Raw genomic sequence first — 25341 nt, 5'->3', positions numbered from 1 at the left:
GACTTGTTATTTTTGAGTCCATGACGTCAACGGATGCCGATTTCCAGCAGCTCATCAACGATGCCCGCGATTGGGCTGCCCGGGACCCGGACCCCGCCACCTCAACGGCGTTGACCGAACTCATCGAACTCGCGTCGAGCGGCGTACCTGCCGCCCGGCAGCAACTCGAAGACAGCTTTGGCGGCACCCTAAAGTTCGGAACCGCGGGCCTTCGGGCAGCCCTCGGACCCGGCCCGAACCGGATGAACCGCGTTGTCGTCCGTCGTGCGGCGGCCGGAGTCGCCAACTACTTGCTGGAAGCGGTAGCCGCTGCGGCTCCCGGAAGCCGGCCACGCGCCGTCGTCGGCTATGACGCCCGGCATAACTCCGAGGTTTTCGCCCGGGAATCGGCCGCAATCTTTACGGCGGCGGGAATTGAGACGTACTTGATGCCGTCGGCATTGCCGACGCCGTTGCTCGCCTACGCGGTCAACGCCTTGGACTGCGACGGCGGCGTAATGGTCACTGCGAGCCACAACCCTCCGCAGGACAACGGCTATAAGGTCTACCTCGGCGGCCGTGCCGTCGGCGACTCAGGACGGGGCGCCCAAATCGTGCCACCGATCGACGGGGCGATAGCGGCGAAAATCGAAGCAGTGTCTGGTTCCGTGGAGCCGATCCCCATGTCCGATGGCGGCTGGACGCTGCTGCCGCAGTCCGTCGAGGCTGATTATGCCGCCGCGGTAGCCGCGCTGGCAGATACAGAACACTTCCCGCACCGCGATATCAGCATCGTATTAACCCCTATGCACGGGGTCGGTGGAGCCACTGCGGTATCCGTACTTAACGCCGCAGGTTTCAAAAATGTCACCATGGTGGCCGAACAAGCCGAACCGGACCCCGAATTTCCCACGGTAAGCTTCCCCAATCCGGAGGAACCGGGTGCGTTGGACCTCGCTATTGGCGCCGCCGAAATGGCCGGGGCGGACCTCGTCCTGGCCAATGATCCCGACGCCGATCGGGCGGCAGTGGCTGCCATCGACCCGGACACTGGTGCCTGGCGGATGCTCCGAGGGGACGAAGTGGGTGCCCTGCTGGGCGCCCACGTGGCTGCCCGGTGGTCCGCAGCCGGCCAAGAAGCTGCGGGGGTGTTCGCGAACTCCATTGTCTCTTCACGCCTCCTGTCCCAAATCGCAGCCGCCAAGGGCTTCGACCACGCGGAAACGCTCACTGGATTCAAGTGGATTTCCCGCGTGCCCGGTCTGGTTTATGGCTATGAAGAGGCACTGGGTTACTGCGTTGCGCCGGAACTGGTGAGGGATAAGGACGGCATCGCTGCGGCCGTCCTCATTGCTGAACTCGCTGCGGCTGCCAAGGCTGCCGGGAAAACGATCTTCGACACGCTCGACGAGCTGTACCTGGTGCATGGCCTGCACGCAAGCGACCAGCTAAGTATCCGCGTTGCCGACCTCGGGCTCTTGCAGGCCATGATGAACAGGCTGCGGGTCAACCCTCCGGAGTCATTTGGCGGATCGCCGGTGGATACCGTGACGGACCTGGCTGAAGGCAGCGAGTCCCTACCTCCCACGGATGGCCTTCTATACCTCACCAGGAACCAGTCACGCGTCATCGTCAGGCCCAGCGGCACGGAGCCCAAGCTGAAGTGTTACGTAGAAGTCATCGAACCGGTGGATTCCGCGGCGGAACTCCCTGAAGCACGGCTGGCAGCCCGCTCGGCGCTGGACCTTGTCCTGGCCGACGTCCGCGAAGCGCTGGGGCTGTAGCGCGTCAGCCGACGCCTCGGCGCACGGGCCCGTTAACCTCGGCACATGAGCCCGTTAAACGCCTCTGGCCGGTTCCGAAACAATCGGAACCGGCCAGGAGGGGCATCGCAGTTGTGGACTGCGTGAAGTCAGAGGGCTATTTCAATGAACCCATCCACAAGGCGAACGCTGTAGGTGGCGAGCCGGAGTTCCGGATTGGTGAAGCATTCGCCGGTCTCAAGGTCGTAAACCTCTTTGTGCAGCGGCGAAGCGATGGTGGGACGGCTGCCCTTGGAACCAATGATGCCGCGGGCCATCACGTTGGAGAGCATGGCCGGATCCTGTTGCGTCGTGGCGTAGACGGTCTCCGGCCCCGTACGGAAGAGCGCCACCTGGTGGCCTTCAACAAGTGCGGCCTCGCCCCAGCAGAGTTCCAGTTCGGTGACTGCGCAGACGCGGTGCCACGTGGCGGCCGCCTCGGCGGTCTGTCCTTCAATACGTTCAAGAATTACGGTCATTTCAGCCCCTATCGCTTTAGCCAGCCTAGGCCCGGGATAATTCCCAATTGCCCGGCACGGGCCGTTTGCGGCCACATAAAAAAGCTAGGCGCGGGGTGTTTCATTGGAAGGCAAAGAATGTGTCCGGCTCGTAAAAGAGACCTCACACGGCCGGAAATCAGTTCGTGATGCAGAAGTTAAGATCACGAAACAATCGGGTAACTGATGCGAAACTGCCCCTACTTAGGCTGGATGGACAAGTTGCGGAGCTTCGTCTGCAACCTTTGCGAAAGGCCCACCAGTGACCGGACACACTTCCACCCCTGAGAACCAGCGCCGCATCGTTGTCGCCGGCGGCGGCCCAGCGGCTCACCGTTTCGTCGACGCCATGCACACCCGCGGACTTGAAGGGTGGCAGGTCACGGTACTGACAGAAGAGGCACACCTCCCCTACGACCGCGTGGCCCTCAGCAAGGCACTCACCGAAACCAACGTAGACCTGACCCTCGGCGAGGCCTCCATGTGGGACCACGACGCCCTGGACCTGAAGACCGGCGAGCGGGTGGTCAAGATCAACTCGGACGCCAAGACCGTTGAAACCGCCGCGGGCAACAGCTACGAATACGACGCCCTGGTGGTCGCCACCGGTTCGGACGCGGCCCGCCTGCCGATCCCCGGCGCCGAGCACACCCACGTCTACCGCACGCTTGAAGACGTGTGGGCCATCAACCAGGCCATCGCCGACCTCACCGAGAAGTTGGGTCGGAAAGTCAACGCCGTCACCATTGGTGGTGGCCTCCTGGGCCTTGAGTCCGCAGCCGGCACGGAGCAGCTGGGCGCAACCCCGATCGTCATCAACGGTGCGCCGTGGCTGATGAACACCCAGTTGGACGAGGGCGCCGGCCAGGCGCTTGGCCGCCTCATCGAGGCCAAGGGCTTCGAAGTCCACGGTGGCGTGTTCCCCTCCGAGGTCCAGACCGACGACGAGGGCCAGGTCACTGGAGTCCTGATGGCCGACGGGCGAATCATCCCCGCCGACATCGTGATCGTCGCTATCGGCGTCAGGCCCCGCGACGAACTCTTCCGGGCTGCCGAAGGCGAAGAGCAGCTCTTCTCGCTTGGCCCCCGCGGCGGCGTTGTCATCAACGACTACTGCGCAACCGAAATCCCGGACATCTTCGCCATCGGTGAAGTGGCCAACTTCGGCGGGATGTGCCTGGGCCTCGTGGCCCCGGCCAACACCATGGCCGAGATCGTGGCCGACCGCCTGCACGGTGGCGAGGCCACCTTCCCCGGCTTCGACACCGCCACCAAGCTGAAGCTTTCCGGCGTGGACGTCGCAAGCTTCGGCGACGCTTTCGCAAAGACCGAGCACTCCCTCGAAATCGTCTACGCCGACCCGGCGCGCGGCGTGTACCAGAAGATCGTCACCACCGACGACGCGAAGACCCTCCTTGGCGGCATTTTCGTTGGCGACGCTTCGCCGTACATGAGCCTGCGTCCGCTCCTGGGCCGCGAACTCCCCGGCGAGCCGGGCGCGTTCCTGACCGCTGCCGGCGGTGGCGAGGCTCCGGAAACGGAACTGCCGGACGACGCCATCCTCTGCTCCTGCAACAACGTAGCGGCAGGAACCATCCGCGACACTATCAACGCCTGCGGTGCCTGCGAAGGCAACGCCCCGGTCCAGGAACTCGGCGAGTTGAAGTCCTGCACCCGTGCCGGTACCCAGTGTGGTTCGTGTGTGCCGATGCTCAAGAAGCTCCTCGAAGGCGAACTCAAGAAGTCCGGCGTCGAAGTCTCCAAGGCCCTCTGCGAGCACTTCAGCCTGTCCCGCCAGGAACTGTTCGACGCTATCCGCGTCCTGGAGCTCACCTCCTTCGAAGACATCCTGGCCAAGTACGGCACGGGCGCCGGCTGCGACATCTGCAAGCCGACCGTCGCTTCCATCCTCGCCTCCCAGCACTCCGCCTACGTCCTCGACGCCGGCCGCGGAACACTGCAGGACACCAACGACCGTGCACTGGCCAACATGCAGAAGGACGGCACCTACTCGGTGGTTCCGCGCATCGCCGGTGGCGAGATCACGCCTCAGGGCCTGGGGGTCATCGCACGCGTCGCCGAGAAGTACGGCCTCTACACCAAGATCACCGGTGGCCAGCGCATCGACATGTTCGGCGCACGCCTGGAGCAGCTTCCGGACATCTGGAAGGAACTGGTGGAGGCCGGCTTCGAGTCCGGCCAGGCCTACGGCAAGAGCCTGCGCACGGTGAAGTCCTGCGTTGGTTCCACCTGGTGCCGCTACGGTGTGCAGGACTCGGTGGCCATGGCCATCAACCTGGAACTGCGCTACCGCGGCCTCCGCAGTCCGCACAAGCTCAAGATGGGCGTCTCCGGTTGCGCCCGTGAATGTGCCGAGGCAAGGGGCAAGGACGTCGGCGTGATCGCTACGGCCGATGGCTGGAACCTCTACGTCGGCGGCAACGGCGGCGCTACCCCCGCGCACGCCCAGCTCCTCGCGAAGGACCTGGATGACGAAACCCTGATCAAATACATCGACCGTTACCTGATGTACTACATCCGCACCGCCGACCGTTTGCAGCGCACCGCCCGGTGGCAGGAGGAGCTCGACGGCGGCCTGAAGCACGTGGAGGACGTTGTGGTGAACGACTCCCTGGGCATCGCGTCAGACCTCGAGGCGGCCATGGCCAAGCACATTGACACCTACCAGGACGAGTGGGCCGAGACCCTGAAGGACCCGGAGCGCCTGCGCCGCTTCCGTTCCTTCGTCAACGCCCCGGACCAGAAGGACGAATCGATCACATTCGTCCCGGAGCGCGGCCAGATCCGTCCGGCCACCAACGAGGAAAAGGGCGGCGTCCTCATCGCCTCCGCATCCATCCCGGTCCGCGGAATCTCCACGGCTGAAGGGAACTGATTGACCATGCAGCTGACTCTCGATCTCGAGGGCCGTGAGGTCCTGGTCACCGGCTCGGAGCACGCCGCCCGCCAGGCTGTCCGCCGCTTTGAGGCCGCCGGCGCCGTCGTCTACCGTCTCACCACACCCAGGGGCGCGGACGGCGACGGTCAATTGCCCGAGCGTCCCTTCCTGGTTGCAGCAGTCGACGACGGCCAGCCGGGCTGGGAGCCGTTGCTGCGCCGCTGCCGCGAAGCAGGCATCCCCGTGGCGACCGAACCGGCCGCCGGACCGGCCGGACACGTCACCCTGGTGGGTGGCGGCCCGGGTGCCCTGGACCTCCTGACAGTCGGCGCCATCAACGCCCTGCGGGACGCGGACGTCGTGTTTTATGACCGTCTGGCTCCCTACCAGGAACTGGCCCGGCTCACCTCGGCGGAACTTGTCGACGTCGGAAAGCGCCCGGGGCACCACAAGGTCACCCAGCGCGACATTGAGAAGCTGATGGTGGATGCCGCCTTGGCTGGCAACAACGTTGTCCGCCTCAAGGGCGGCGACCCTTACGTGTTTGGCCGCGGCGGCGAGGAAGTGGCGGCCTGCGTTGACGCCGGCGTCCCGGTCCGTGTTGTGTCCGGTGTGACGAGCGCTATCTCGGTGCCTGCCGCCGCTGGCATTCCGGTTACGCACCGCGAGGTCAGCCACATGTTCACCGTGGTCTCCGGGCACGCGCCGCTTACCGAGGATGAGCACACCCACTTGGCGGGCTTGGGCGGGACTATCGTGGTCCTTATGGGTATTGGCACCCTGCCGCAGCTGGCTGCGGGTCTCCGCCGGGCCGGAATGCGCCCGGACATGCCCATGGCCGTCGTGGAGCGGGGCTACCGGCCGGGCCAGCGCACTACCATCTCCGACCTGGGCAACATTGTCACTGCGTCCTCGGGCTGCAGCAACCCGGCTGTCCTGGTCATCGGCGAGGTGGTGCGGGTGGCGGAGGCCAACCTTAACCATGCGGGGGCGGCCGCCCACCTCGATCGACTGGCGGCCTCCCTGCTGGAGGCGTAAGGAAGCACAATGACACCACCCAACGTGATTGAAGCAGTAGCGGGCGCCGCAACAAACGGCATGCCCGCGGAAGCTTCTGTTTCCGACCCCGCAGAATCGCCCCTTGACGGCTTCCGCATCGGCGTCACCTCGCACCGCCGCTCCCGGGACCTGATTGAAGCCTTGGAGCGGCGCGGTGCCGAGGTCCTGCATGCGCCCGCACTGAAAATCGCCCCTGTCCAGGAAGACGTCCGCCTTATCGATGACACGCGGGCCGTCATCGAGGCCAAACCAGATATCTGCATCGCCACCACGGCCTATGGCATGCGGCGCTGGTGCGAGGCCGCCGACTCCTTCGGGATCGGCGAGCAGCTCTTGGAGACCCTGTCCGCCTGCCGCATGTTTGTTCGCGGCCCGAAAGCCCGGGGCGCCGTGCGCGCCGCCGGGCTTGCCGACGTCGGAATCAGCAGCGACGAGACCACCGCAACGCTCGTGGACATGCTCCTGGCCGAGGGCGTGCGCGGCAAGACGGTGGCGATGCAGTTACACGGCTACACCGACGTCCGCCAGATCGAGCGACTCCGGATGTCCGGCGCCACCGTCCTTACGGTCACCCCGTACCGCTGGGTGAAGCCCGACGGCGAGGACAAACTGCCGCGCCTCATCGAGGCCGTGTGCAGCGGGAACCTGGACGTGCTGACATTCACCAGCGCGCCTGCGGTTGACGCCATGTGGAGCACGGCCCACGAGATGGGCCTGTACAAGCAGCTCGTCGACAGCCTGAAGACCACCGTGACCGTTGCCGCCGTCGGACCCGTGACCGCCCAGCCGCTGGTTGACGCCGGACTGACCCCGCTGATCCCGGACCGCTATCGCATGGGTGCCCTCATCCGGCTGGTGTGTGAACACCTGGCGCTGAACCACGTGCGCCGGTTGGAAACCCGCAGCGGCAGCGTGGAGCTTCGCGGCCGGGCGCTGCGGATCAACGGCGAACTCGTGGAATTGGCCCCCGCTCCGCTGCTGCTGCTTCGCGCCTTGCTGGGTGCGGGTGGCGCGGTGCTGTCCAGGGAATCTTTGTCAGAGCTGCTCGAGCTGCGCGGCTCCGTACATGCACTGGATATGACCGTCAGCCGCTTGAGGTCCTCGCTGCCTGACGGCAAGCTCGTGGAGACCGTGGTGAAACGGGGCTACCGCCTCAGGGTCTAAATCGCAGGGTCTGAATTACAGAGTCTGAATCGCAGGGTCTGAATCCCGGACTCTGAGAGACCTCTTTCGAATTATTCCAGCATATGGACAGATTCCCGCCTCGGTGGGAATATGGCGCGTATAGTCCCCGGAAACTTCCTTCGGAGAGGAACGCCCATGGTCCAGCTGGGGGGCGGGAACCAAGAATTCGTTGACACCGTTGTAATCGGCTCCGGTTTCGGCGGGTCGGTGGCTGCCTACCGCCTGGCCGCGGGCGGGCAGTCCGTTGTCCTCATGGAGCGGGGCAAGGCCTACCCTCCCGGAAGTTTCGCCCGGACGCCGTCGGACATGGGCCGCAACTTCTGGGACCCCGACCGCGGGCTCTACGGGCTCTTCGACGCCTGGACGTTCCGTGGAGCCGAGGGGATCGTGTCCAGCGGCCTGGGCGGAGGCTCGCTCATCTACGCCAACGTGCTGCTGCGCAAAGACGAGAAGTGGTTCGTGCGCGAAACCCCCGTGCCCGGGGGCGGCTACGAAAACTGGCCCTTCACGCGGGCCGACCTGGACCCCTTCTATGACGCCGCCGAAGCCATGCTGGAGCCGGTGCCCTACCCCTACCGCGACACACCCAAGACCATGGCGATGGAACAAACCGCGGAGGCCTTGGGGCTGCAGATCCAACGCCCGCCCATTGCCGTAACGTTCGCCACCAAGCCGGGCGCCGAGCCGGGCACCAACGAGCTCCTGGCCCAGGCTCCTTACGGAAGCGTCCATGGCGCGGCAGGAATCCGCGTGACCTGCACGCTGTGCGGCGAGTGCGACATCGGATGCAACACCGGTGCGAAGAACACCCTGGACCACAACTACCTGTCCGCGGCGAAGCATGCCGGCGCGGATATCCGGACTTTCCATGACGTGCGGGGTATCAGGCCGCTGGATGGCTTCGGTCATGGCTACGAAGTCCGCTACGTCGTCCATGATCCTGCCAACGCCGGGCAGCTCCTCGTGGAGCGCACCATCCGTGCCCGACGCGTTGTGGTTGCCGCTGGAACTTTTGGCACAAACTTCCTGCTGCTGCGAAACCGCGCCTCGCTGCCTGGGCTGAGTTCGGCACTCGGAACCCGATTCTGCGGCAACGGCGATCTCCTCACCTTTGTGATGGGGGCTAAAAAGCCCGACGACGACGGGCGCCCCGGGGTGCGGGAACTCTCCGGAAGCCACGGCCCGGTCATCACAACGGCGATCCGCGTGCCCGACGCGGTGGACGGAGGCAATGGAGGCCGCGGCTACTACGTTGAGGACGCAGGTTACCCGGGGTTCATGAATTGGCTCATGGAAACGGCGCAGCTGACGCAGGTGGCCGGCCGCGCGGCACGCGTCGGCGTGCAACTGCTCAAGGACCGTTTGTTCGAGGCCCAGCGTTCCAACATCTCCGCCGACCTTGCCGCGGCCCTGGGCGATGGAAGGTTGTCCGCCAGTTCCTTGCCGTTGCTGGGGATGGGCCGTGACATTCCCGACGGCGTGATGACCCTCCAGGGCGGGCGGCTGGCAATCAACTGGACGCTGGCCACATCCACTGAATATTTCGGCAGGGTCCGTTCCACCATGGAAGCTATCGCCAGGCAACTCGACGGAGACTTCGTGGACAACCCGCTGTGGTGGGCCAAACGCGTCATCACCGTGCACCCGCTGGGTGGCTGCGCCGCCGCGGACAACCCCTCAGAGGGCGTGTGCGATTCCTACGGCGAAGTGTTCGGCTACCCGGGACTGTACGTAGTGGACGGTGCCGCGATGCCTGGACCCGTTGGAGCCAACCCCTCACTCACCATTGCGGCGTTCGCGGAGCGGGCCTGCGAGCGCATCCTGGACGGTGAGGCTGCCGGCTCCCGTACGCGAGCCATGGCAGTTGGCACAGTGCCTGACGAGTCCAGCGCTCCCCGGTCGCTCGCGCCCGATGCCACCAAGGGTGTGAAGGCCAAGCGCGAATCCGCGGGGGTCGCCGGGATGCACCCGGGTAGCCGGAGCCTGGCGGCGAGCCCGCAGCGTTCCGGCGACTTCGCGGGCGGCGCTCCCACCTCCGTCAGTTTCACCGAGCAAATGCATGGCTGGTTCAGCCCCGGTGTCACGGATCCGGAGCGTGGGAAAGTGCTGGGCAGGGACCGCAGCAACCGGATCATGTTCGAGCTCACTATCACCGCGGAGGACATCGACGCCTTCACGGAGGACCCGCTGCACCCTGCCACGGCCGCGGGGTACCTCGTGGCGGATCAGCTTGGCGGGCGGCTCCCCGTGGAGCGCGGCTGGTTCAACCTGTTCGTCGCTGATCCCACGTCCGGCGATGCAAGAACGCCCGAGGTACCCGCGCGCAAGATGCTTTACCGGCTCTGGCTGCGGGATCCGGGCGGCACTCCGTTGACCTTCACCGGCTTCAAGGCGATCCGCAACGAGCGCGGCTTCGATCTCTGGCCGGACACCACCACGCTCTACGCCACGATCCTCCGGGGGCACGTCCAGCCGGAGGACGATGCACCAGCAGAGATTGCCGCGGCGGGGATGCTCTATATCCGTCCACTGGATTTTGCCCGCCAGCTGACCACGTTCCGCGCTTCCGGACCCGCGCCGACGCAAGGGCTGGCAGCGTTCGGCTCCCTCTTCCTTGGGGAACTGTGGAAAGTCTACGGCCGGGGCATCCGCCGCACTCCGTTTCCGGTGCTCCCCAGGCCATGAAGCGCCGGGAGCTCGCCAGGCACTGCGCCGAACTCGGGTTCACGCCCCGGGACCCTGTCCGCTGGCTCTCCCCGATTTCCCTGGGCCGTACCGGGCTCAAAGTCGCCGCCGCAACGCTGTTCGCCGATTTCGGGGACAAGCGCGAACTCGAGGCCGGCCTGCCGGGCGACCCCCTGCGCCTTGACCGCCTCCCGGCGGCGGGGCAGCCGGCGCAACCCGCCGTCGTCGAAAAGGGGCTGCCGCTGCCGGCGACGCTCCCCGAAGGGCTGGAGGCACAACAGGAACTGTGGATCGACTTCACGGCGGATCTTGGCGACGGTTTCGATGCCACATATTCCGTGGCGCTGCTGCTGGCAGAGGAGCAATTGTCCATCGATGGCCGCCAACTCCGTCGGGGGAACATCCTGGTCCTCGGCGGCGACGAAGTCTATCCGGTGGCGTCGCCAGCGCTTTACGAGGACCGGATGGTGGGCCCGTATCGCTCAGCCTTCGGTAGGGATGGGGCAGGTGCAGCGGCTGCCCCGGCGACTTCCTGTCCACCGGCCAACGTGATGCTCGCGCTGCCCGGAAATCACGACTGGTATGACGGCCTCACCACGTTCATCCGGGTGTTCACCCGGCAGCGCAGCATTGGCCAATGGCGGACGGTGCAAAGCAGGAGCTATTTTGGCGTGCGGCTGTCCGGCGGGCCGGGGAATCCGGGGTGGTGGCTGCTTGGCCTGGACAGCCAGTTGGGGCAGTACATCGATGAGCCCCAACTGGACTATTTCTACCGAACGGTGACGACCCAGCTGCAGCCTGGCGACGCCATCATCCTTTGCCTCGCTTCCCCGTATTGGGTGTACGCCGATTCGCCCTCGGCCCCTGCCTTCCGGCAGGTCAACTTCTTCGAGCAGGACTATTTGCGTCGCCGATTCAACCCCGCCACCGGTCTCTTCGAAGACACCGGCGCAAGCGTTCGGCTGTGGCTCAGCGGGGACCTGCACCACTATTCGCGGTTTGAAAACAGTGAATCAATCGCGGACGCGGAGGCGCCGGAAACCCGGACGCAACTGATCACGTGCGGGCTCGGCGGCGCCTACCTCGCGGACACGCATTGGCTGCCGGACGTAGTCACGCTCCCGGAACCGGTGGAGTCGCCGTCGGCTTCGGGCGGCGAGGTTCCGCGGCTGGATCAAAAGAACGACGGCGCCCGCGGCCGGCGGTTCAAACGCACACCAACGGCGTACCCGGCTCCCGCGCAGGGCCGTGCCTTGGGACGTCGGCTCGCCAATCCGTTCTCACCGTATTGGCTGCCGGTCCGCAACCCTGGTTTCGGACCCCTGCTGGGCCTGCTTCACTCGGTTATTTTCCTGGCGGGCTGGACTGTGTACAGCTCGGTCCGCGGCCAGTCCCTGATGGGCAGCCTTGAGGCCTCTGCAGGAGCCGGGCTCCTGGTTCCGGTGCTCTGGTTTATCGGGCTTCCGCTGGTGCTTCTAGGCGTGGTGGCGGTGTGGCTTCGCTGGCGTGGACGTAGTCCATCCGGAGCTGTGACGAGCCTCCGGGGTGCCTTGTACCAGGCATCGGCGTTGGGCGTCTCAACGGCCTTGGCATTGCTCTTGTCCGCCTGGGCCCGGTTGCCATCGGGTGTAGGCGTCATTGTTGTGCTGTTGCTGGTTTTTGCGTCCGGCTGGGTGCTGGGCAGCGAGGCGTTCGCCTTGTTCATCCTGGGCACCCGGGGTGGAGAAGTGTCCTCCTGGCGGATGTCCGGCCAGGCCATCGAAGACCACAAGGGGTTCCTGCGGATGCACCTCGGACCAGACGGCTCCCTCACCCTCTACCCGGTGGTGGTGGACGAAGTGTGCCACGACTGGTCGCTGGAAAGGGCCACCGCAGGCATCCGTCCCGTACCGGCGTCGGGATTGCTGCCGCACGTCCGGTTCCTCGAAGAGCCCATCACCATCTCACGGAAAGGATCCAGGCCGTGACCATCACCAGGGCTGATCACCATACGGACGTCATCCCGTTCAAGGCCCGTGACGACACGCCTTTGAGCCTGGTCCACGTCACCTCGCCTGTCGAAGTCACCAAAGGCCCCGTCCTCTTGGTCCATGGCTCCGGCGTCAGGGCGGAACTGTTCAGGCCACCGATCAAAACCACGTTGGTGGACGTGCTGCTGGACAACGGCTGGGACGTCTGGATGCTCAATTGGCGTGCATCGATCGACCTTGACCCCTTGTCCTGGACGCTGGCTGACGCTGCCGTATACGACCATCCTGCCGCCGTCGAACATGTACTGCGCGCCACCGGCGCGGAAACGCTCAAGGCCGTCATCCACTGCCAGGGTTCGACGTCGTTCACCATGTCGGCCGTGGCCGGCCTATTGCCGCAGGTTGACACGGTGGTCTCCAACGCAGTGTCCCTGCACCCCGTGGTGCCGCCGTTCTCCAGGTTGAAGATCGACTACCTGACGCCGGTGGTCAAGCTGTTCAGCCCATACTTGTCGCCAGCATGGGGTTACAAATCGCAAGGCTATTTCTCCCGGCTCATCCGATTCCTGGTGAAAGCAAGCCATAGGGAATGCGACAACACTGTGTGCAAGCTGGTGAGCTTCACCTACGGCAGCGGCCGGCCTGCGCTGTGGTCGCACGCGAACCTGGACGAGGCCACGCACGAGTGGATCAAGGGCGAGTTCGCCGAAGTGCCGGTGACCTTCTTCGAGGAGATGGGCCGGAGTATCCGCGCCGGACACATGGTGGCCGCAGGAAACCATCCTGAGCTGCCCAGCAACTTCGTGGCCCAGGCACCCCAAACCGATGCCCGCTTCGTCTTCCTGGCCGGCCAGGACAATTTGTGCTTCCTGCCCGAAAGCCAGGAACGGACCTTCCACTTCTTCCAGGGCCACCGCCCCGGCAAGGACTCGCTGCACCTTCTCCCCGGCTATGGACACCTGGATGTGTTCTTCGGAACCAGGGCCTGGCAGGACACCTTTCCCATCATTGTCCAGGAGTTGAACTCATGAAAACCATCACCCAACTCATCACGCCCCTGCTCAAGCTCATTCCCTCCCCGGTGCCGCGCCGCCAGCACCAACTCCGCAGCCACCATGCCAGGGTGGACGGCATCCCCTACCTGATGCCCGTAAACTCGGACGACTCACCGGTGTTGATGGCGGCGTTCCCCATCAATAAGCGGGCAGCCGCAGCGATCCTGCCGGGCCGGGAAATGCGTCCGTTCAGCATCGGCGGCAAGGGGCTGTTGGTGGTCACGGTGGTGAACTACAAGTCCACGGACATCGGCAAGTACATCGAGTACTCCCTGGCCATCGCCATCACGCACGGAACACGGCCTGCCCCACCGCTCCTGCCCCTGCTCTTCCAGAAGACTTTCAAACTCGGCCAGTTTGTGGTGGACCTGCCAGTGAGCACGGAAATCTCCGTCAAGGGCGGAAAAGGGATCTGGGGCATGCCCAAGCACCAGGCCAACCTGGACTTCGTGGTCACGGACACCTCAGTCTCCGCGCAGTACGACCAGGACGGCCAGCTCGGCTGCTACATCGAAATCGAGCGGCCTGAGCCCGCCGGCCTGCCCCTCAAGATGGCCGCCTCCAACTACTGCGCCTTCCGCGGCATGCTCTGGAAGTCCGACATCTACTTCGAAGCCAAGGGCGACGTCGCGTTTGGTGCACAGGCCAAGGCGAGGCTGGTGTTGGGAGACGCTCCCGGCGTTGCGCCGCTCAAGGGCCTCAATGTGTCCGACAAGCCTCTCTTCACTGCCTGGCTGCCGGAAGCCCATGGTGTGCTGGACGACCACTACGAAGCATGGTTCCTCACCGCACCCACAGAAGCCGAAGCGGATGTTATCCGCGGCGGGGACATGATGGACAGCGTGGTGGGACTGGGCCAGGGCCAGGATTGGCTGGAACCACCGGACCGGAGCAGGGTGCCCGCAGCGGAACCCGCAGGAGCCGCTGACACCGGGATCAGGCCGTGAACTGGTTCCTGATGTTCAACGCGCTGTACTTCCTGTTCGGCGCCACCATGTACGTCGGGACCATGTGGGTACTGAAATGGTTCCTCTACCCCACATGGCGCTCACTGGCCCGGGACAACGTGGATATGCACTTCGGTATCCCCACCCGCGCTGCCACCAAGTTCTTCACCGTGGTGGTGCCCATCATGTTCATCTCAGGCGGCATTATGGTGTGGGCAGAGTGGGGAACCATACGGGTGGTCTTCGCCGTCATCTGCCTGATCGGCATCATCGTTCTCACCGTGGTCGGCCAGGGCTTGATCATCCCTATCAACGTGCGGATCCGCGGCGGCGACTTCAAGGATGACGCCGAGCTCAGGTCGCTGCTGATGCGCTGGATGCTCCTGAACGACATCCGCTTCTACGTCTCCACGGCCACTTGGGTGTCCATGGTGTGGCTCCTCGCGGATCGCGGGGAACTTCTGGAGACGTTCTCGTGAGGATTCCGCAGTGGGCCGCTGCGGATCCGCTACGCGCGGTGCTGGCTGCGATAGCCGTCATCACAGTGTTCTCGGGTGCAGTGCAGATCCCGTTCGGCGGAAGTATCCTGTCCCTGCTTGGAGTCGAGCCAACCGCAACAGCCCGGCAACTCTTCGGCACCGTCGGCATGTTCATGATCGTGGTTGGCGGGCTCCTCCTCCATACCCTCCTGCGTCCCTTTCCAGCGCGTGAGGTCCTGCTCTGGTCCGCCGTGCAGAAGGCCGGAGCCTTTGCCGCCGTCGGGATTGGAGTCCTCGCGGCGGTGTTCTCACCGCTGGCCCTGCTGGTGGCCTTCTTCGACCTGGCAACGGCGGCCCTCTGCTTCGCCTACTGGCGCAGGCCGGTGACTCCATGAAGCGATCCTTGGTATTGGCCGGTGGCGGTATGCGCGTGGCCTGGCAAGCCGGGGTGGTGCGCGCCCTGGCCGAAGAGGGGCTGACCTTCGACCATATTGACGGCACCTCCGGAGGCATCATGACGGCGGGAATGATGCTGTCCGGAGTTTCGCCCCAGGACATGTGCGCCAATTGGTCCGGCGTGGACGTGAAAGATTTCGGTTCGGCGCTGCCCCTTGGTGATTACCTCAAAGGGCCATGGTCGCTGCCCGCGATCGGCGATGCAGACGGGTTGCTTGGCAAAGTCTTCCCCGCCCTGGGGATCGACGACGCCGAAATCAGGCGCCGCGCGTCGATGCCGGACGCCACGGAAGGCACGTTCAACGTGGTCGAATTCACCGAGAAGCGCTGCCATTCAATCGACGCCACCCAGATCGATGCGGAACTTATGGCGGCCGGGATGTCCCTGCCCATTTTCCTCACTCCCCTGCGACGTGACGGCCGTATCTGGACCGATGCCGTGTGGATGCGGGACGCCAACGTCCAGGAAGCCCTCCGCCGCGGGGCCAACGAAGTGTGGCTGATCTGGTGCATCGGCAATTCCCCCTATTGGGGCGACGGGCCGTTGGAGCAATACGTCCACATGATCGAAATGAGTGCGATGGGCGCCCTCAACGCCGATTTCGAGGCCGCAGCGGCGACAGGACGCGACTTTGTGCTCCACGTTGTCAGGCCGGAGAACCCGCTCCCGCTGGACCCGGAGTTCTACCTGGGCCGCATCGACGCGGACACGCTGATCGCCATGGGCTACCGTGACGCCCGCGCCTACCTGGACACCATGACCAGCTCCGGCGTGGCCAAGGAGCCGTCCTGCACAGCCATGTCAGAGCCCGCCCCCGGCGTGCGGTTCAATGACACCCTGCACGGACAGTACGACGGCGGCCCGGTCACCTTCCGCGCCACGGTGGTCCTACCCTCAGGGGGCGGCGATGCCCGGCTCAGCGGATACCTCGACCACACAGCGCTCGGGGGCAGGGTCTTCCTCTCCGACGGGCGCGTGCAGTCCACCGGCGAAGACGTCAGCTATATAGCGAGAGCCAGGATCAAAGGAGCATGGGAAGACGTTACCGTGACCCGGACCTTCCACGACGATCCAGGTCCGGACGCCTGGGCGGATACACGCAACGCCCGGCTGGACATCGGCGGACAGCCAGCGGCCACGCTGCAAATGACCGTAGGCGATGCCGCCGCCCTGCTGGCATCGGTTGAGCCCGTGGGCTCGCATGGCCTTGGGCAACGCGCGGCGGCCGTGGCGAGCTTCGCAGGCTCGGGCTTGCGCGAGGCCTTCCGCCGCTACGGGGGCCTCGCAGTGTGATCCACGTTATTACCGGTCAGTAAACGCCAGCGAACGTTCGGTGGTAAACGGGCAACGCCGGGGAAACATCCCAGAAAAGCGGTTTCCCTAGGCTGGTGGCAACAACAAACCACCGATCACCGCCAGCGAAAGGGCCACCCATGTCCGCCTCCGCGATCACTGCCCGCACCCGCCTCGTCATTGCAGGAGCCGGACCAGCCGCCTTGGCACTGGTCCACCACCTCCACCGCCATGGCTACCCCGGATCCATCACGCTCCTCAGCAACCGCGACGACTGCCCCACGGAACTCCTGGAGGCCGCAGCGCTGCCGCAGGTTTCCCTCCGACTCGGCCAGCCGGCGTCGTACCTCGACAGCGACTCGCGCACCGTTAGCACGGTGGACGGCATGGAATTCCCTTACGACCAGTTGGTCATCGCCACGGGCTCCGTCCCGGACAAGCCCGCTGTCACCGGCTCCGCCCGTTGCCTCAGCTACTCCACGGTGGACGACGCCGGAACCATCGGCCAGGCGGTCACGGACGTCACACGTGTCCTGGGCCGCCGTCCGCTAGGCATCCTCGTAGGCACCGGGCCGAGCGCCGGACAGGCCGAAGCTGTCCTTCGCGCCCGCGGCGTCCGGCCCGTCCGCACCTCGCTGCGGCCCGCGTCCGTCATGCCGACCGTGGCTGGCTCCGTCCTGCCCGCCACAGGCATCATCTTCGAGGACGGCAGCACCATGAACGCCGACCTGGTGGTGCTGGCCGAAGAACGCACCGCACAGGACCAACTTGCCGCCACTGCAGGCATCCGAACCGCTCCCGCCGGCGGAATCGAGGTGGACCGGCACTACCGCGCCTCCGCGCCGGATGTCTGGGCCATTGGGGATGCCGCAGCGCTCGACGGCGTCAGGCTGGGACTGATGGTTTCCGCTGAGACTGCGGCACGCACCTGCGCCGCGGGTCTGCTGGCCGGCGTACGTGGCGCCTTTCAGGCGGCAGCCGCCGCTGCCTGACAGGACGCTGTGGCAAGATGGTCGCCATGAGCACCGACGCCGACAGCATTGCCTCCTACATCGACCACACCCTCCTGAAGCCGGAAGCCAGTGAAGCGGACGTGCTCAAACTCTGCGCTGAGGCCGCCGAGTACCACTTCAAATCAGTGTGCGTGAACCCTGTTTGGGTCAAGACCGCGGCAAGGGCCCTCAAGGGCTCTGGCGTCCTGACATGCTCGGTAGTCGGCTTCCCGTTCGGGGCGACGCCAAGCGATGTAAAGGCCTACGAAGCCCGCGGCGCCGTACTGGATGGCGCCGACGAGGTGGACATGGTCATCAACATTGCCGCGGCGAGGGCCAACGACAAGGGGACGCTGGTGGATGACATCACCAAGGTGGTCGAGGCGGTGCATGCAGAGGAGGCAGTGGTCAAAGTCATTATCGAGACTTCGATGCTGACCGACGAACAGAAAGTCCTGGCGTGTGAAGCAGCCGTGGAAGCTGGCGCGGACTTCGTGAAAACGTCCACTGGCTTTGGCGGCGGCGGCGCAACCGAAGCTGATATTGCCCTGATGCGCAGGACTGTGGGGCCTGGGATCGGCGTCAAGGCCTCAGGCGGCGTACGAACGCTGGCCGACGCTCAGGCTATGATTGCTGCAGGTGCAACACGTATCGGCGCCAGCTCCGGCATTGCAATCGTCAAAGGCGAACAAGGAACTTCTGCCTACTGACGGCTGCCGGTGCGCCGGAAATGAGAAGTCCTGCGGGGCTGAGGAAGGAACGGAATGGCCAAGCCAACGTACAGCAAGCCGATCGAGAACGAGAACAGCCTGGCATCCAGCCTCGTCATCTTCGCGGTGATGATCGCTCTGTTCCTCGGTGCGATCTACTCGCTGTCCTTCCTGTCGCTGGACAACCCGTGGCCGATGGCCGTCTGCCTGGGCCTGTTCGCCCTGGCATTCTGGATTCCGCAGACCATCCTGGGCCGCTCTGACTCGGCCGGCGAACACTAGTCAGCACCCCATCAGACGAAGGAAGGCCCGGGCATCAGCCCGGGCCTTCTGCTGTCTGGGGACTAGCGCAGCGCTGGGATGAGGCTCTGCACCAACAATGCCGCCTCCGGCGCGTGGGTCTGGGCCGCACTCCAAGCGGCGGTGCACATGCCCACCATGGCGTAGCCGCTCACAGGGATCAGCACCAGCCATTCACGCCGGGATCCCGCCTTGCCCAGAAGCGGAATGGACAGGGCGCCATTAGCCTTCCACACATCGTTCAGCACAGGGACTTTCCGCAGCAGCTTGGGCGGCTTGATCACCACTGGCCACAACAACGGAACACCGCCGGTGGTGACGAGGTCGCCAACGATGTGAACCATTACTCCTGCCAGCATGGACAGCGGCAGCCAGCTCCACTGATGTGGCGCGAACCAGGTCACAAGGCCGGCCATGAGCAGAGCAAACACCCAGTTGGCTATCCAGCCGGAATTGGGGAACAGTTTCAGCGCCTTCGCCGCGATATTGATCATGAACATGCAGAGCAATCCGGCTCCAACAGACAGGCGTCCCCAGGGACTGTCCACCTGGAACTGCGAACAGAACGCAGCCAGCACCACGAATACCGAGGCGCCCAGCAGTGAATGTGTCCCCTGCCGGTGGCCGCCGCTGACCTTTTCGATCCCCACGGCGATCGCGTTGGACAGTGGCGGAAGCGCGTGCGCGATGGTGCTGGAGCGGTGGTCCCAGTCGCAGACCAAGGCGGTTCCCGCCGTCGTCATGGCCCCGATCAGCACGCCGGTGGCGTCCAGCGGGTACCAGCCCAGCGCGTAAGGGCCGGTGGTGGCAATGGCTACCCACGCCGCGGCACCTGACGCGGCGTGGTGTCCTCCCATCATGACTATCGACCAGTCGCTTGGGTACGCGCCGGAGCTTCGGGAGCGGCGGCGTCGGAGAAGATGGCGGCAAGGACGTTGCCGGCCCACTCGAGGATCTCTGCGTCCTGAAGGTCGCGGCCGCCTACCCTGGCTGTTTTGGGTTTGGGGATAAGCACTGCATCGAGCGCCGCCTTGACCTGGGATCCGGGATACATGCGGTTCAGTCGCATGGCCTTGGACTCCGGCAGCTGCGCCGGGGAAAAGCGCACCATGTTGCCTTGAAGTGCGACGTCGGACAGGCCGGCTTCCCGGGCGGCGACCCGCAGGCGGGCCACGCCTATCAGGTTCTTCACTGGCTCGGGGGGTTCGCCGTAACGGTCCACGAGTTCGGCCAGGACCTCGTCGATGGCGGGAGGCGTTGCGGCGGCAGCGAGCTTTCGGTAGGCCTCAAGCCTAAGCCGCTCCCCTGGGACATAGTCGTGAGGCAGGTGGGCGTTGACCGGCAGCTCGATCTTCATGTCCGGAGCTTTCTCCTCGGCTTCGCCGCGGTAGTCCGCCACGGCCTCGCCCACCAGCCGGATGTACAGGTCGAAGCCAACGCCTTGGATGTGGCCGGACTGTTCACCACCCAAGAGGTTGCCGGCGCCGCGGATCTCCAGGTCCTTCATGGCCAGCTGCATACCCGCGCCCAGCTCGTTGTGGGAAGCAACAGCCTTGAGGCGCTCCAAGGCCACCTCGCCCAGCGGCTTCTCCGACGGATACAGGAAGTAAGCGTAAGCCCGCTCCCGGCCGCGGCCCACACGCCCGCGGAGCTGGTGCAACTGCGACAGGCCGTACTTGTCCGCGCCGTCCACAATCAAGGTATTCGCGTTGGAGATGTCCAAACCGGTTTCAATGATGGTGGTGCAGACCAGGACGTCAAAACGCTTTTCCCAGAAGTCCACGATGATCTGCTCCAGCCGGCCTTCCGACATCTGGCCATGCGCCACCTCAACGCGGGCTTCGGGAACCAGTTCGCGGATCTGGTTGGCGATGCGTTCGATCGACGAGACGCGGTTGTGCACAAAGAAGACCTGGCCTTCGCGCATCAACTCGCGGCGAATAGCAGCGGAGGTCTGCTTGTTCGTGTACGGGCCCACGTATGTCAGCACCGGGTGCCGCTCCTCCGGAGGCGTCGCCAGCGTGGACGTTTCCCGGATACCGGTCAGCGACATCTCCAACGTTCGCGGGATCGGCGTTGCGGACATGGCGAGCACATCCACATTGGTGCGCATCTTCTTGAGGGCTTCCTTGTGCTCGACGCCGAAACGCTGTTCCTCGTCCACGATCACCAGGCCGAGATCCTTGAACTCCACCTCCTTGGACAGCAAGCGGTGCGTGCCAATCACAACGTCCACGGAGCCGTTCTTGACGCCCTCCGCCGTATCCTTGGCCTCCTTGGCCGTTTGGAAGCGGGATAATGGCCGCACAACAAGGGGGAAGCCGGAGAAACGCTCTGTAAACGTTTCGTGGTGCTGTTGGGCCAACAGGGTTGTGGGAACCAGGACAGCCACCTGCTTGCCGTCCTGCACTGCCTTGAAGGCAGCCCGGACCGCGATTTCCGTCTTGCCGTAGCCCACGTCACCGGACACCAGGCGGTCCATCGGGATTTCCCGTTCCATGTCCGCCTTGACCTCATTGATGGTGGTGAGCTGGTCCGGCGTCTCCACGTACGGGAAGGCCTCTTCCAGTTCGCGCTGCCACGGCGTGTCCGGGCCAAACGCGTGGCCCCTTGACGCCATTCGCGCCGAGTACAGGCGGATGAGCTCGCCCGCGATCTCCTTGACGGCCTTCTTCGCCTTGGACTTGGTGGCCGCCCAGTCGGCGCCGCCCATCTTGCTCAGCACCGGAGTGTCCCCGCCCACGTACCTGGTGACCTGGTCCAGCTGGTCCGTGGGTACGAACAAGCGGTCACCCGGGGCGCCGCGCTTGGAAGGGGCGTATTCCAGCACGAGGTACTCCCGCACGCCATCGGATCCCCCCGCAACCTTGCGTTGGATGAGTTCCACGAACTTCCCGATGCCGTGCTGCTCATGCACCACAAAGTCGCCGGCGTGCAGCTGGAGGGGATCGACGGCGTTGCGCCGCTTGGACGGCATCCGGCGCATGTCCTTGGTGGAGACAGCAGAGGTACGGCCCAGGAGGTCGGCTTCCGTGAGCAGGCCGAGCTTGAGCCCGTCAAGGACAAAACCGCGGCCGACGGCGGCGGTGGTCACCTCGATGATGCCCCGCTGTGGTTCCTGGTCAAGGGCATCAACACGGCTGCACGGGATATCGGCATCGTGGAAGAGCTCGGCGAGGCGCTGCGCCGGGCCCGGTCCATCCGTGGCAACGACCAGCCGCCACTGGTCCTTCACACGGGAGCCGATGAAATCCATCATTTCCGCCACATCGCCGTGGTAGCCGCGCGGTTCGCGGGCGTGCAGATTGAGGACGTCGATATCAAGCACAAGATCCTCGTCCGAAGCCAGCGACGTCACGGACCACCAGGACACGTCGTGGGCCAGGCAGGAACTGCGGGTGTCCGCCAGCGAGCGGAAGCTCGCCGCCTCCAGGTCGGTGGCGGCATGGGACAGAACGTCAAGGGGCGCCGCACCGCCGTCGGACGCTGTTGACCACGCCGCTTCCAGGAACTCAGCGTTGGTGGCGGCCAGATCGTGGGCGCGGGTCCGCACTTTCTCCGGTTCCATGATCACGGCCAGGGACCCCACCGGCAGCTGCTCAACGAACGGAACCATGGCGTCCACAAGGACCGGCGCCAGGGACTCCATGCCCTCCACCGCGATGCCGCCCGCGATCTTCTCCAGCATGTCCGCGGCCGCCGGCAGCTCGGCCTTCAGCTTCGCGGCACGGGACATCACCGACGGCGTAATCAGGATTTCGCGGCACGGCGGGGCATGCAGTTCTTCCGGATGCCGGATAGTGCCGGACAGAGACGTCAGCGTGCGTTGGTCGGCGACGGCGAACCAGCGCATCTGGTCAACCTCGTCGCCGAAAAACTCGACGCGGACGGGATGGTCTTCGGTGGGCGGGAACACGTCCAGGATGCCCCCACGCACCGCGAACTCACCGCGGTGCGTGACCATGTCCACGCGTGAATAGGCGGCATCGGCCAATTGCTTCACAACATCGCTGAAGGGCACTTCCTGCCCCACCTTGAGCGTCACCGGAACCAGTTCGCCTAGACCGGCGACAATGGGCTGGACTACGGCACGGACAGGCGCGACGACGACACGCAGCGGGGCCGCGGACGATTCGGGATGCGTCAGCCGCCTGAGGACCGCAAGCCGTTTGCCGACCGTATCCGAGCGCGGCGAGAGGCGCTCGTGCGGGAGGGTTTCCCAGCTGGGGAAGGCGGCTACCGAATCTGTGGGAAGGTAGGCGGAGAGCGCCTCAACAAGGTCCTCGGCTTCCCTGCCGGTGGCGGTGACGGCCAATACCACCGGAGCCGGTCCTGGCCCTTCGTTCGCTGCCCCCGAGAGCCCCTCAACCATCTCCGCAACCAGCACAGCGCGCATCCCGGTGGGAGCACTTACCTGGTAGTCGCTACTGCGCACGCTGAAGGGCTTGGCGGCCTCGGAACGGACACGGGCGAACGTCGCATCCTCCGACAAGGCCCTGCGCAGGCCGCTCAGAGGGCGCGCGCCGTCGAGTTTCTGTCCGCCGGTGGACTTGCTGGCTGGACTCATGGACGGGCCTCCCGGGTGGTGCAGGCAACACGAAAGCCCGGAATTCGTTGAATGCCGGGTGCGTCCAGCCTACCGTGTCCGGCAATGAGACGCCCGGCATCGGGCGCCCGTGGAACCGTCATAGGATGTTGGGGAGCTAATAAGGCTTGACCCCCTAGACCTTACGGAGGACCACCATGGCCCTGAGCGCTTCCACCACCCTGCCCTTCAGCGTTGACCGCGTGGCGGCAACGTTCGTCGACGAAGACTTCCTGCGCCACACGAGCGAGTACGTGGGCGGCACGCTGGAATCCTTTGCCATCGAGGGCGACACCGCCGGCGCTTTCACCACCACCACCGTTCGCACCCTCCCCACCACCCGCCTCCCGGAAATCGCCCGCAAGTTCGTCGGCGAAAAGCTCACCGTCACCCAGACCGAGAAGTGGGAAGCCCCCGCGGCTGATGGCTCCCGTGTGAGCAACATCGCGCTCAAGATCTCCGGCGCTCCCCTGGACGTGACGGCCGTGCAGCGCCTTGTTGCCGAGGGTGACAGCACCCGCGTGGAGCTTGACGGCTCCGTGTCCTCCTCCGTCCCCCTGCTGGGTGGCAAGATCGCCGACGCCGCGGAGCCCATGGTCGGCAAGGCGCTCAACATCCAGGCGCAGCAGGCCCAGGCCTGGCTGGAAAGGCACTAGTCGCGTGCAGCTTCCCGCCCTCGCGGCCTGGGTCCTGATCATCGCCGGCGTGTGGTCGCTGGCTGTCTGGCCCCAATTCCTGCGCCGCGTGATGAAGGATCCCCGGGCCCGCGACGCCCAAGGAAAAGCCACCCGCTTCCTCACGGTCCACGTGGTTTTGGTGACCGTGTCCATGGTGTTCGGTGTTGCTACAGCTGGCATCGGCGTAGCGGGGCTGTTTAGTTAGCCAAGCGGGCCGGTTGGCGGCATGGGTTGTGGCGGCGGTACGTCATGGGGGCAGTACAGCCGCAGCACAAGACCTGCAAGGGGTCGGTGGTTGATACCACCGGCCCCTTTTTGCGCGCTCCGGTAAACTGGTCTTCGGTGCGCCGGGAAGTCTGGTCGGCAATGCTTTGCCGACCCTGACCAACCGTGACGATTGGAGCCGTTGTGGCTTTCCGCCAGCCTAGGAAGCGTGCACCCATCGCCCGCCGTCGTCTTTTCTCCCGGGCCACTTATCCCGAGTACCGCCGTATCGCTGCCATCCTTCGCGCTGAAACGGTGGGCGGTGCTTTGCTGCTGGCGGCCGCCGCGGCGGCGCTCATCTGGGCCAACTCTCCCGCGTCGGAGTGGTATACAACGCTTCGGGACGTGAAATTGGGCTATTCGCCATGGCACCTTGAGTTGTCGTTGGGCCAGTGGACCTCGGACGGGCTACTTGCCATCTTCTTTTTCCTGGCCGGCCTGGAGCTCAAGCGCGAGTTCCGCACCGGAGAACTCCGTAGCCCCGCCAAGGCACTCGTCCCGGTATTGGCTGCCGTGGGAGGAGTCGCCCTGCCAGCGGTGGTCTATACGCTGGTTGTCCTGAATGCCGAAGCCGATGCCGCCGGGCCGGGGACACTTAGGGGCTGGGCGATCCCAACGGCCACGGACATTGCCTTCGCCCTGGCCGTGCTTGCCGTTATCAGTACACACCTTCCCGCGGCCCTCCGGACTTTCCTGCTCACCTTGGCAGTGGTGGACGACCTGTTGGCGATTGGCATCATCGCCTTTTTCTACTCCGGCAACGTCCAGCCGTTGATGCTCCTGGCAGCGTGCGCACCGATTGGGCTCTTCGCGGTCCTCGTGAGGCGGCGCATCGGCCGGTGGTATCTGCTGGTTCCGTTGGCTGTGGCAGCCTGGGCACTGGTTCACGCGTCTGGCGTACACGCCACGGTGGCGGGAGTGCTCCTGGGCTTCACAGTACCGGTCCAAGGACGCGGAGCCCTTGCGGAACGCCTCGAGCGCCGCCTGCGGCCATTTTCCGCCGGCTTCGCGGTGCCGGTTTTCGCCTTTTTCTCCGCTGGGGTCGCCTTCGGCGGGTTTGCGGGGCTGCGTGCGTCGCTCGGCGATCCGGTGGCCCTCGGAATTATGGCGGCCTTGGTTTTCGGCAAGGCAATTGGCGTGTTCGGCACCAGCTACGTCCTCGCAAAAACCACTCGGGCCAGGCTCGACGACAGCATCGCCTGGGTCGACCTTGCGGGTCTGTCGCTGCTTGCCGGTGTGGGCTTCACCGTGTCCCTGCTCATTGCCGAGCTGAGCTTCGCACCGAGTTCGCCACACCACGATCATGCCAAGGCCGCCATCCTGGCCGGTTCCCTGACCGCCGCGCTGCTGGCCGCCGTCGTACTCCGCGCCCGGAACCGGCACTACCGCCGCGTTGAGCTTGAAGAACAGCGTGATGACGACCGCGACGGCATCCCCGATATATTTCCCCCGAAAGCCGATGCGTTTCAGGAGCCCAAGCCTTAACCTGTGAGGAAGCGCGCTTCG

20 protein-coding genes are annotated in these 25341 nt (G+C 65.2%); 17 read left to right on the top strand and 3 right to left on the bottom strand.

Annotated elements, in window-relative coordinates; all coding sequences use genetic code 11:
- The first annotated feature begins 20 nt into the window (after positions 1-20).
- Entirely contained in the window at positions 21-1763 is a 1743-nt protein-coding gene (locus LD110_RS12540; protein ID WP_225499152.1) for a phospho-sugar mutase, read from the top strand.
- 128 nt (positions 1764-1891) lie between these two features.
- On the opposite strand, the gene nirD is transcribed toward LD110_RS12540, so the two are convergent.
- Complete coding sequence (nirD, locus tag LD110_RS12535) at positions 1892-2260, bottom strand: nitrite reductase small subunit NirD (protein WP_225499151.1); 369 nt, start codon at positions 2258-2260, stop codon at positions 1892-1894.
- Between the two features lie 280 nt (positions 2261-2540).
- Here nirD and nirB point away from each other — a divergent pair, with 280 nt between their 5' ends.
- The 13 genes from nirB (at position 2541) to LD110_RS12470 (ending at position 18291) form a co-directional block, all read left to right on the top strand.
- The gene (nirB, locus tag LD110_RS12530) at positions 2541-5174 is read left to right on the top strand and encodes a nitrite reductase large subunit NirB (protein ID WP_225499150.1); all 2634 of its coding nucleotides are present in this window, start codon (positions 2541-2543) and stop codon (positions 5172-5174) included.
- A 6-nt stretch (positions 5175-5180) separates the two neighbouring features.
- Positions 5181-6215 (top strand): uroporphyrinogen-III C-methyltransferase, encoded by a 1035-nt coding sequence (cobA, locus tag LD110_RS12525; RefSeq protein ID WP_225499149.1) that lies wholly within the window; start codon positions 5181-5183, stop codon positions 6213-6215.
- A gap of 60 nt (positions 6216-6275) precedes the next feature.
- A complete protein-coding gene (locus LD110_RS12520) occupies positions 6276-7400 on the top strand; it encodes a uroporphyrinogen-III synthase (RefSeq protein ID WP_225499275.1) in 1125 nt (374 codons plus the stop codon).
- A gap of 156 nt (positions 7401-7556) precedes the next feature.
- The gene (locus LD110_RS12515; protein WP_225499148.1) at positions 7557-10106 is read left to right on the top strand and encodes a GMC oxidoreductase; all 2550 of its coding nucleotides are present in this window, start codon (positions 7557-7559) and stop codon (positions 10104-10106) included.
- Complete coding sequence (locus tag LD110_RS12510; protein ID WP_225499147.1) at positions 10103-12073, top strand: hypothetical protein; 1971 nt, start codon at positions 10103-10105, stop codon at positions 12071-12073. Before LD110_RS12515 ends, LD110_RS12510 begins: the two co-directional genes overlap by 4 nt.
- Entirely contained in the window at positions 12070-13107 is a 1038-nt protein-coding gene (locus LD110_RS12505; RefSeq protein ID WP_225499146.1) for an alpha/beta hydrolase, read from the top strand. The genes LD110_RS12510 and LD110_RS12505 overlap by 4 nt, the downstream gene beginning before the upstream one ends.
- On the top strand, positions 13104-14078 hold the full coding sequence (locus LD110_RS12500; protein ID WP_225499145.1) for an acetoacetate decarboxylase family protein: 975 nt from the start codon (positions 13104-13106) through the stop codon (positions 14076-14078). Before LD110_RS12505 ends, LD110_RS12500 begins: the two co-directional genes overlap by 4 nt.
- A complete protein-coding gene (locus tag LD110_RS12495; protein ID WP_225499144.1) occupies positions 14075-14557 on the top strand; it encodes a DUF1772 domain-containing protein in 483 nt (160 codons plus the stop codon). The genes LD110_RS12500 and LD110_RS12495 overlap by 4 nt, the downstream gene beginning before the upstream one ends.
- Positions 14554-14952, top strand: a complete 399-nt coding sequence (locus tag LD110_RS12490; RefSeq protein WP_225499143.1) for a hypothetical protein — start codon at positions 14554-14556, stop codon at positions 14950-14952. The genes LD110_RS12495 and LD110_RS12490 overlap by 4 nt, the downstream gene beginning before the upstream one ends.
- Positions 14949-16307 (top strand): patatin-like phospholipase family protein, encoded by a 1359-nt coding sequence (locus LD110_RS12485; RefSeq protein WP_225499142.1) that lies wholly within the window; start codon positions 14949-14951, stop codon positions 16305-16307. Before LD110_RS12490 ends, LD110_RS12485 begins: the two co-directional genes overlap by 4 nt.
- Positions 16308-16447: 140 nt before the next feature.
- Entirely contained in the window at positions 16448-17299 is an 852-nt protein-coding gene (locus tag LD110_RS12480; RefSeq protein ID WP_225499141.1) for an FAD-dependent oxidoreductase, read from the top strand.
- A gap of 26 nt (positions 17300-17325) precedes the next feature.
- Complete coding sequence (deoC, locus tag LD110_RS12475; RefSeq protein ID WP_225499140.1) at positions 17326-18009, top strand: deoxyribose-phosphate aldolase; 684 nt, start codon at positions 17326-17328, stop codon at positions 18007-18009.
- Between the two features lie 54 nt (positions 18010-18063).
- Complete coding sequence (locus LD110_RS12470) at positions 18064-18291, top strand: SoxR reducing system RseC family protein (RefSeq protein WP_225499139.1); 228 nt, start codon at positions 18064-18066, stop codon at positions 18289-18291.
- 62 nt (positions 18292-18353) lie between these two features.
- On the opposite strand, the gene LD110_RS12465 is transcribed toward LD110_RS12470, so the two are convergent.
- Both LD110_RS12465 and mfd read right to left on the bottom strand, forming a co-directional pair.
- On the bottom strand, positions 18354-19169 hold the full coding sequence (locus LD110_RS12465; protein WP_225499138.1) for a metal-dependent hydrolase: 816 nt from the start codon (positions 19167-19169) through the stop codon (positions 18354-18356).
- A gap of 2 nt (positions 19170-19171) precedes the next feature.
- On the bottom strand, positions 19172-22876 hold the full coding sequence (gene mfd, locus LD110_RS12460) for a transcription-repair coupling factor (protein ID WP_225499137.1): 3705 nt from the start codon (positions 22874-22876) through the stop codon (positions 19172-19174).
- A 176-nt stretch (positions 22877-23052) separates the two neighbouring features.
- On the opposite strand from mfd, the gene LD110_RS12455 reads away from it, so the two are divergent.
- The 3 genes from LD110_RS12455 (at position 23053) to nhaA (ending at position 25320) form a co-directional block, all read left to right on the top strand.
- The gene (locus LD110_RS12455; RefSeq protein WP_225499136.1) at positions 23053-23550 is read left to right on the top strand and encodes a DUF2505 domain-containing protein; all 498 of its coding nucleotides are present in this window, start codon (positions 23053-23055) and stop codon (positions 23548-23550) included.
- A 4-nt stretch (positions 23551-23554) separates the two neighbouring features.
- Complete coding sequence (locus tag LD110_RS12450; protein WP_225499135.1) at positions 23555-23776, top strand: SCO4848 family membrane protein; 222 nt, start codon at positions 23555-23557, stop codon at positions 23774-23776.
- Between the two features lie 203 nt (positions 23777-23979).
- Positions 23980-25320 (top strand): Na+/H+ antiporter NhaA, encoded by a 1341-nt coding sequence (gene nhaA / locus LD110_RS12445; protein ID WP_225499134.1) that lies wholly within the window; start codon positions 23980-23982, stop codon positions 25318-25320.
- Positions 25321-25341: the final 21 nt, after the last annotated feature.

Origin of the sequence: Arthrobacter sp. M4 (assembly GCF_020251205.1) — a bacterium.
Classification (GTDB): domain Bacteria; phylum Actinomycetota; class Actinomycetes; order Actinomycetales; family Micrococcaceae; genus Arthrobacter.
The sequence above is the reverse complement of the archived record's forward strand: the minus strand, read 5'-3'. Positions and strand labels throughout refer to the sequence as shown.

Excerpts from the sequence above, each read along its gene's own strand:
- LD110_RS12540 (WP_225499152.1), top strand. The coding sequence starts at position 21 with ATGACGTCAACGGATGCCGATTTCCAGCAGCTCATCAACGATGCCCGC.
- nirD (WP_225499151.1), bottom strand. The coding sequence starts at position 2,260 with ATGACCGTAATTCTTGAACGTATTGAAGGACAGACCGCCGAGGCGGCC.
- cobA (WP_225499149.1), top strand. The coding sequence starts at position 5,181 with ATGCAGCTGACTCTCGATCTCGAGGGCCGTGAGGTCCTGGTCACCGGC.
- LD110_RS12520 (WP_225499275.1), top strand. The coding sequence starts at position 6,276 with ATGCCCGCGGAAGCTTCTGTTTCCGACCCCGCAGAATCGCCCCTTGAC.
- LD110_RS12515 (WP_225499148.1), top strand. The coding sequence starts at position 7,557 with ATGGTCCAGCTGGGGGGCGGGAACCAAGAATTCGTTGACACCGTTGTA.
- LD110_RS12510 (WP_225499147.1), top strand. The coding sequence starts at position 10,103 with ATGAAGCGCCGGGAGCTCGCCAGGCACTGCGCCGAACTCGGGTTCACG.
- LD110_RS12500 (WP_225499145.1), top strand. The coding sequence starts at position 13,104 with ATGAAAACCATCACCCAACTCATCACGCCCCTGCTCAAGCTCATTCCC.
- LD110_RS12485 (WP_225499142.1), top strand. The coding sequence starts at position 14,949 with ATGAAGCGATCCTTGGTATTGGCCGGTGGCGGTATGCGCGTGGCCTGG.
- LD110_RS12480 (WP_225499141.1), top strand. The coding sequence starts at position 16,448 with ATGTCCGCCTCCGCGATCACTGCCCGCACCCGCCTCGTCATTGCAGGA.
- deoC (WP_225499140.1), top strand. The coding sequence starts at position 17,326 with ATGAGCACCGACGCCGACAGCATTGCCTCCTACATCGACCACACCCTC.
- LD110_RS12470 (WP_225499139.1), top strand. The coding sequence starts at position 18,064 with ATGGCCAAGCCAACGTACAGCAAGCCGATCGAGAACGAGAACAGCCTG.
- LD110_RS12465 (WP_225499138.1), bottom strand. The coding sequence starts at position 19,169 with ATGATGGGAGGACACCACGCCGCGTCAGGTGCCGCGGCGTGGGTAGCC.
- mfd (WP_225499137.1), bottom strand. The coding sequence starts at position 22,876 with ATGAGTCCAGCCAGCAAGTCCACCGGCGGACAGAAACTCGACGGCGCG.
- LD110_RS12455 (WP_225499136.1), top strand. The coding sequence starts at position 23,053 with ATGGCCCTGAGCGCTTCCACCACCCTGCCCTTCAGCGTTGACCGCGTG.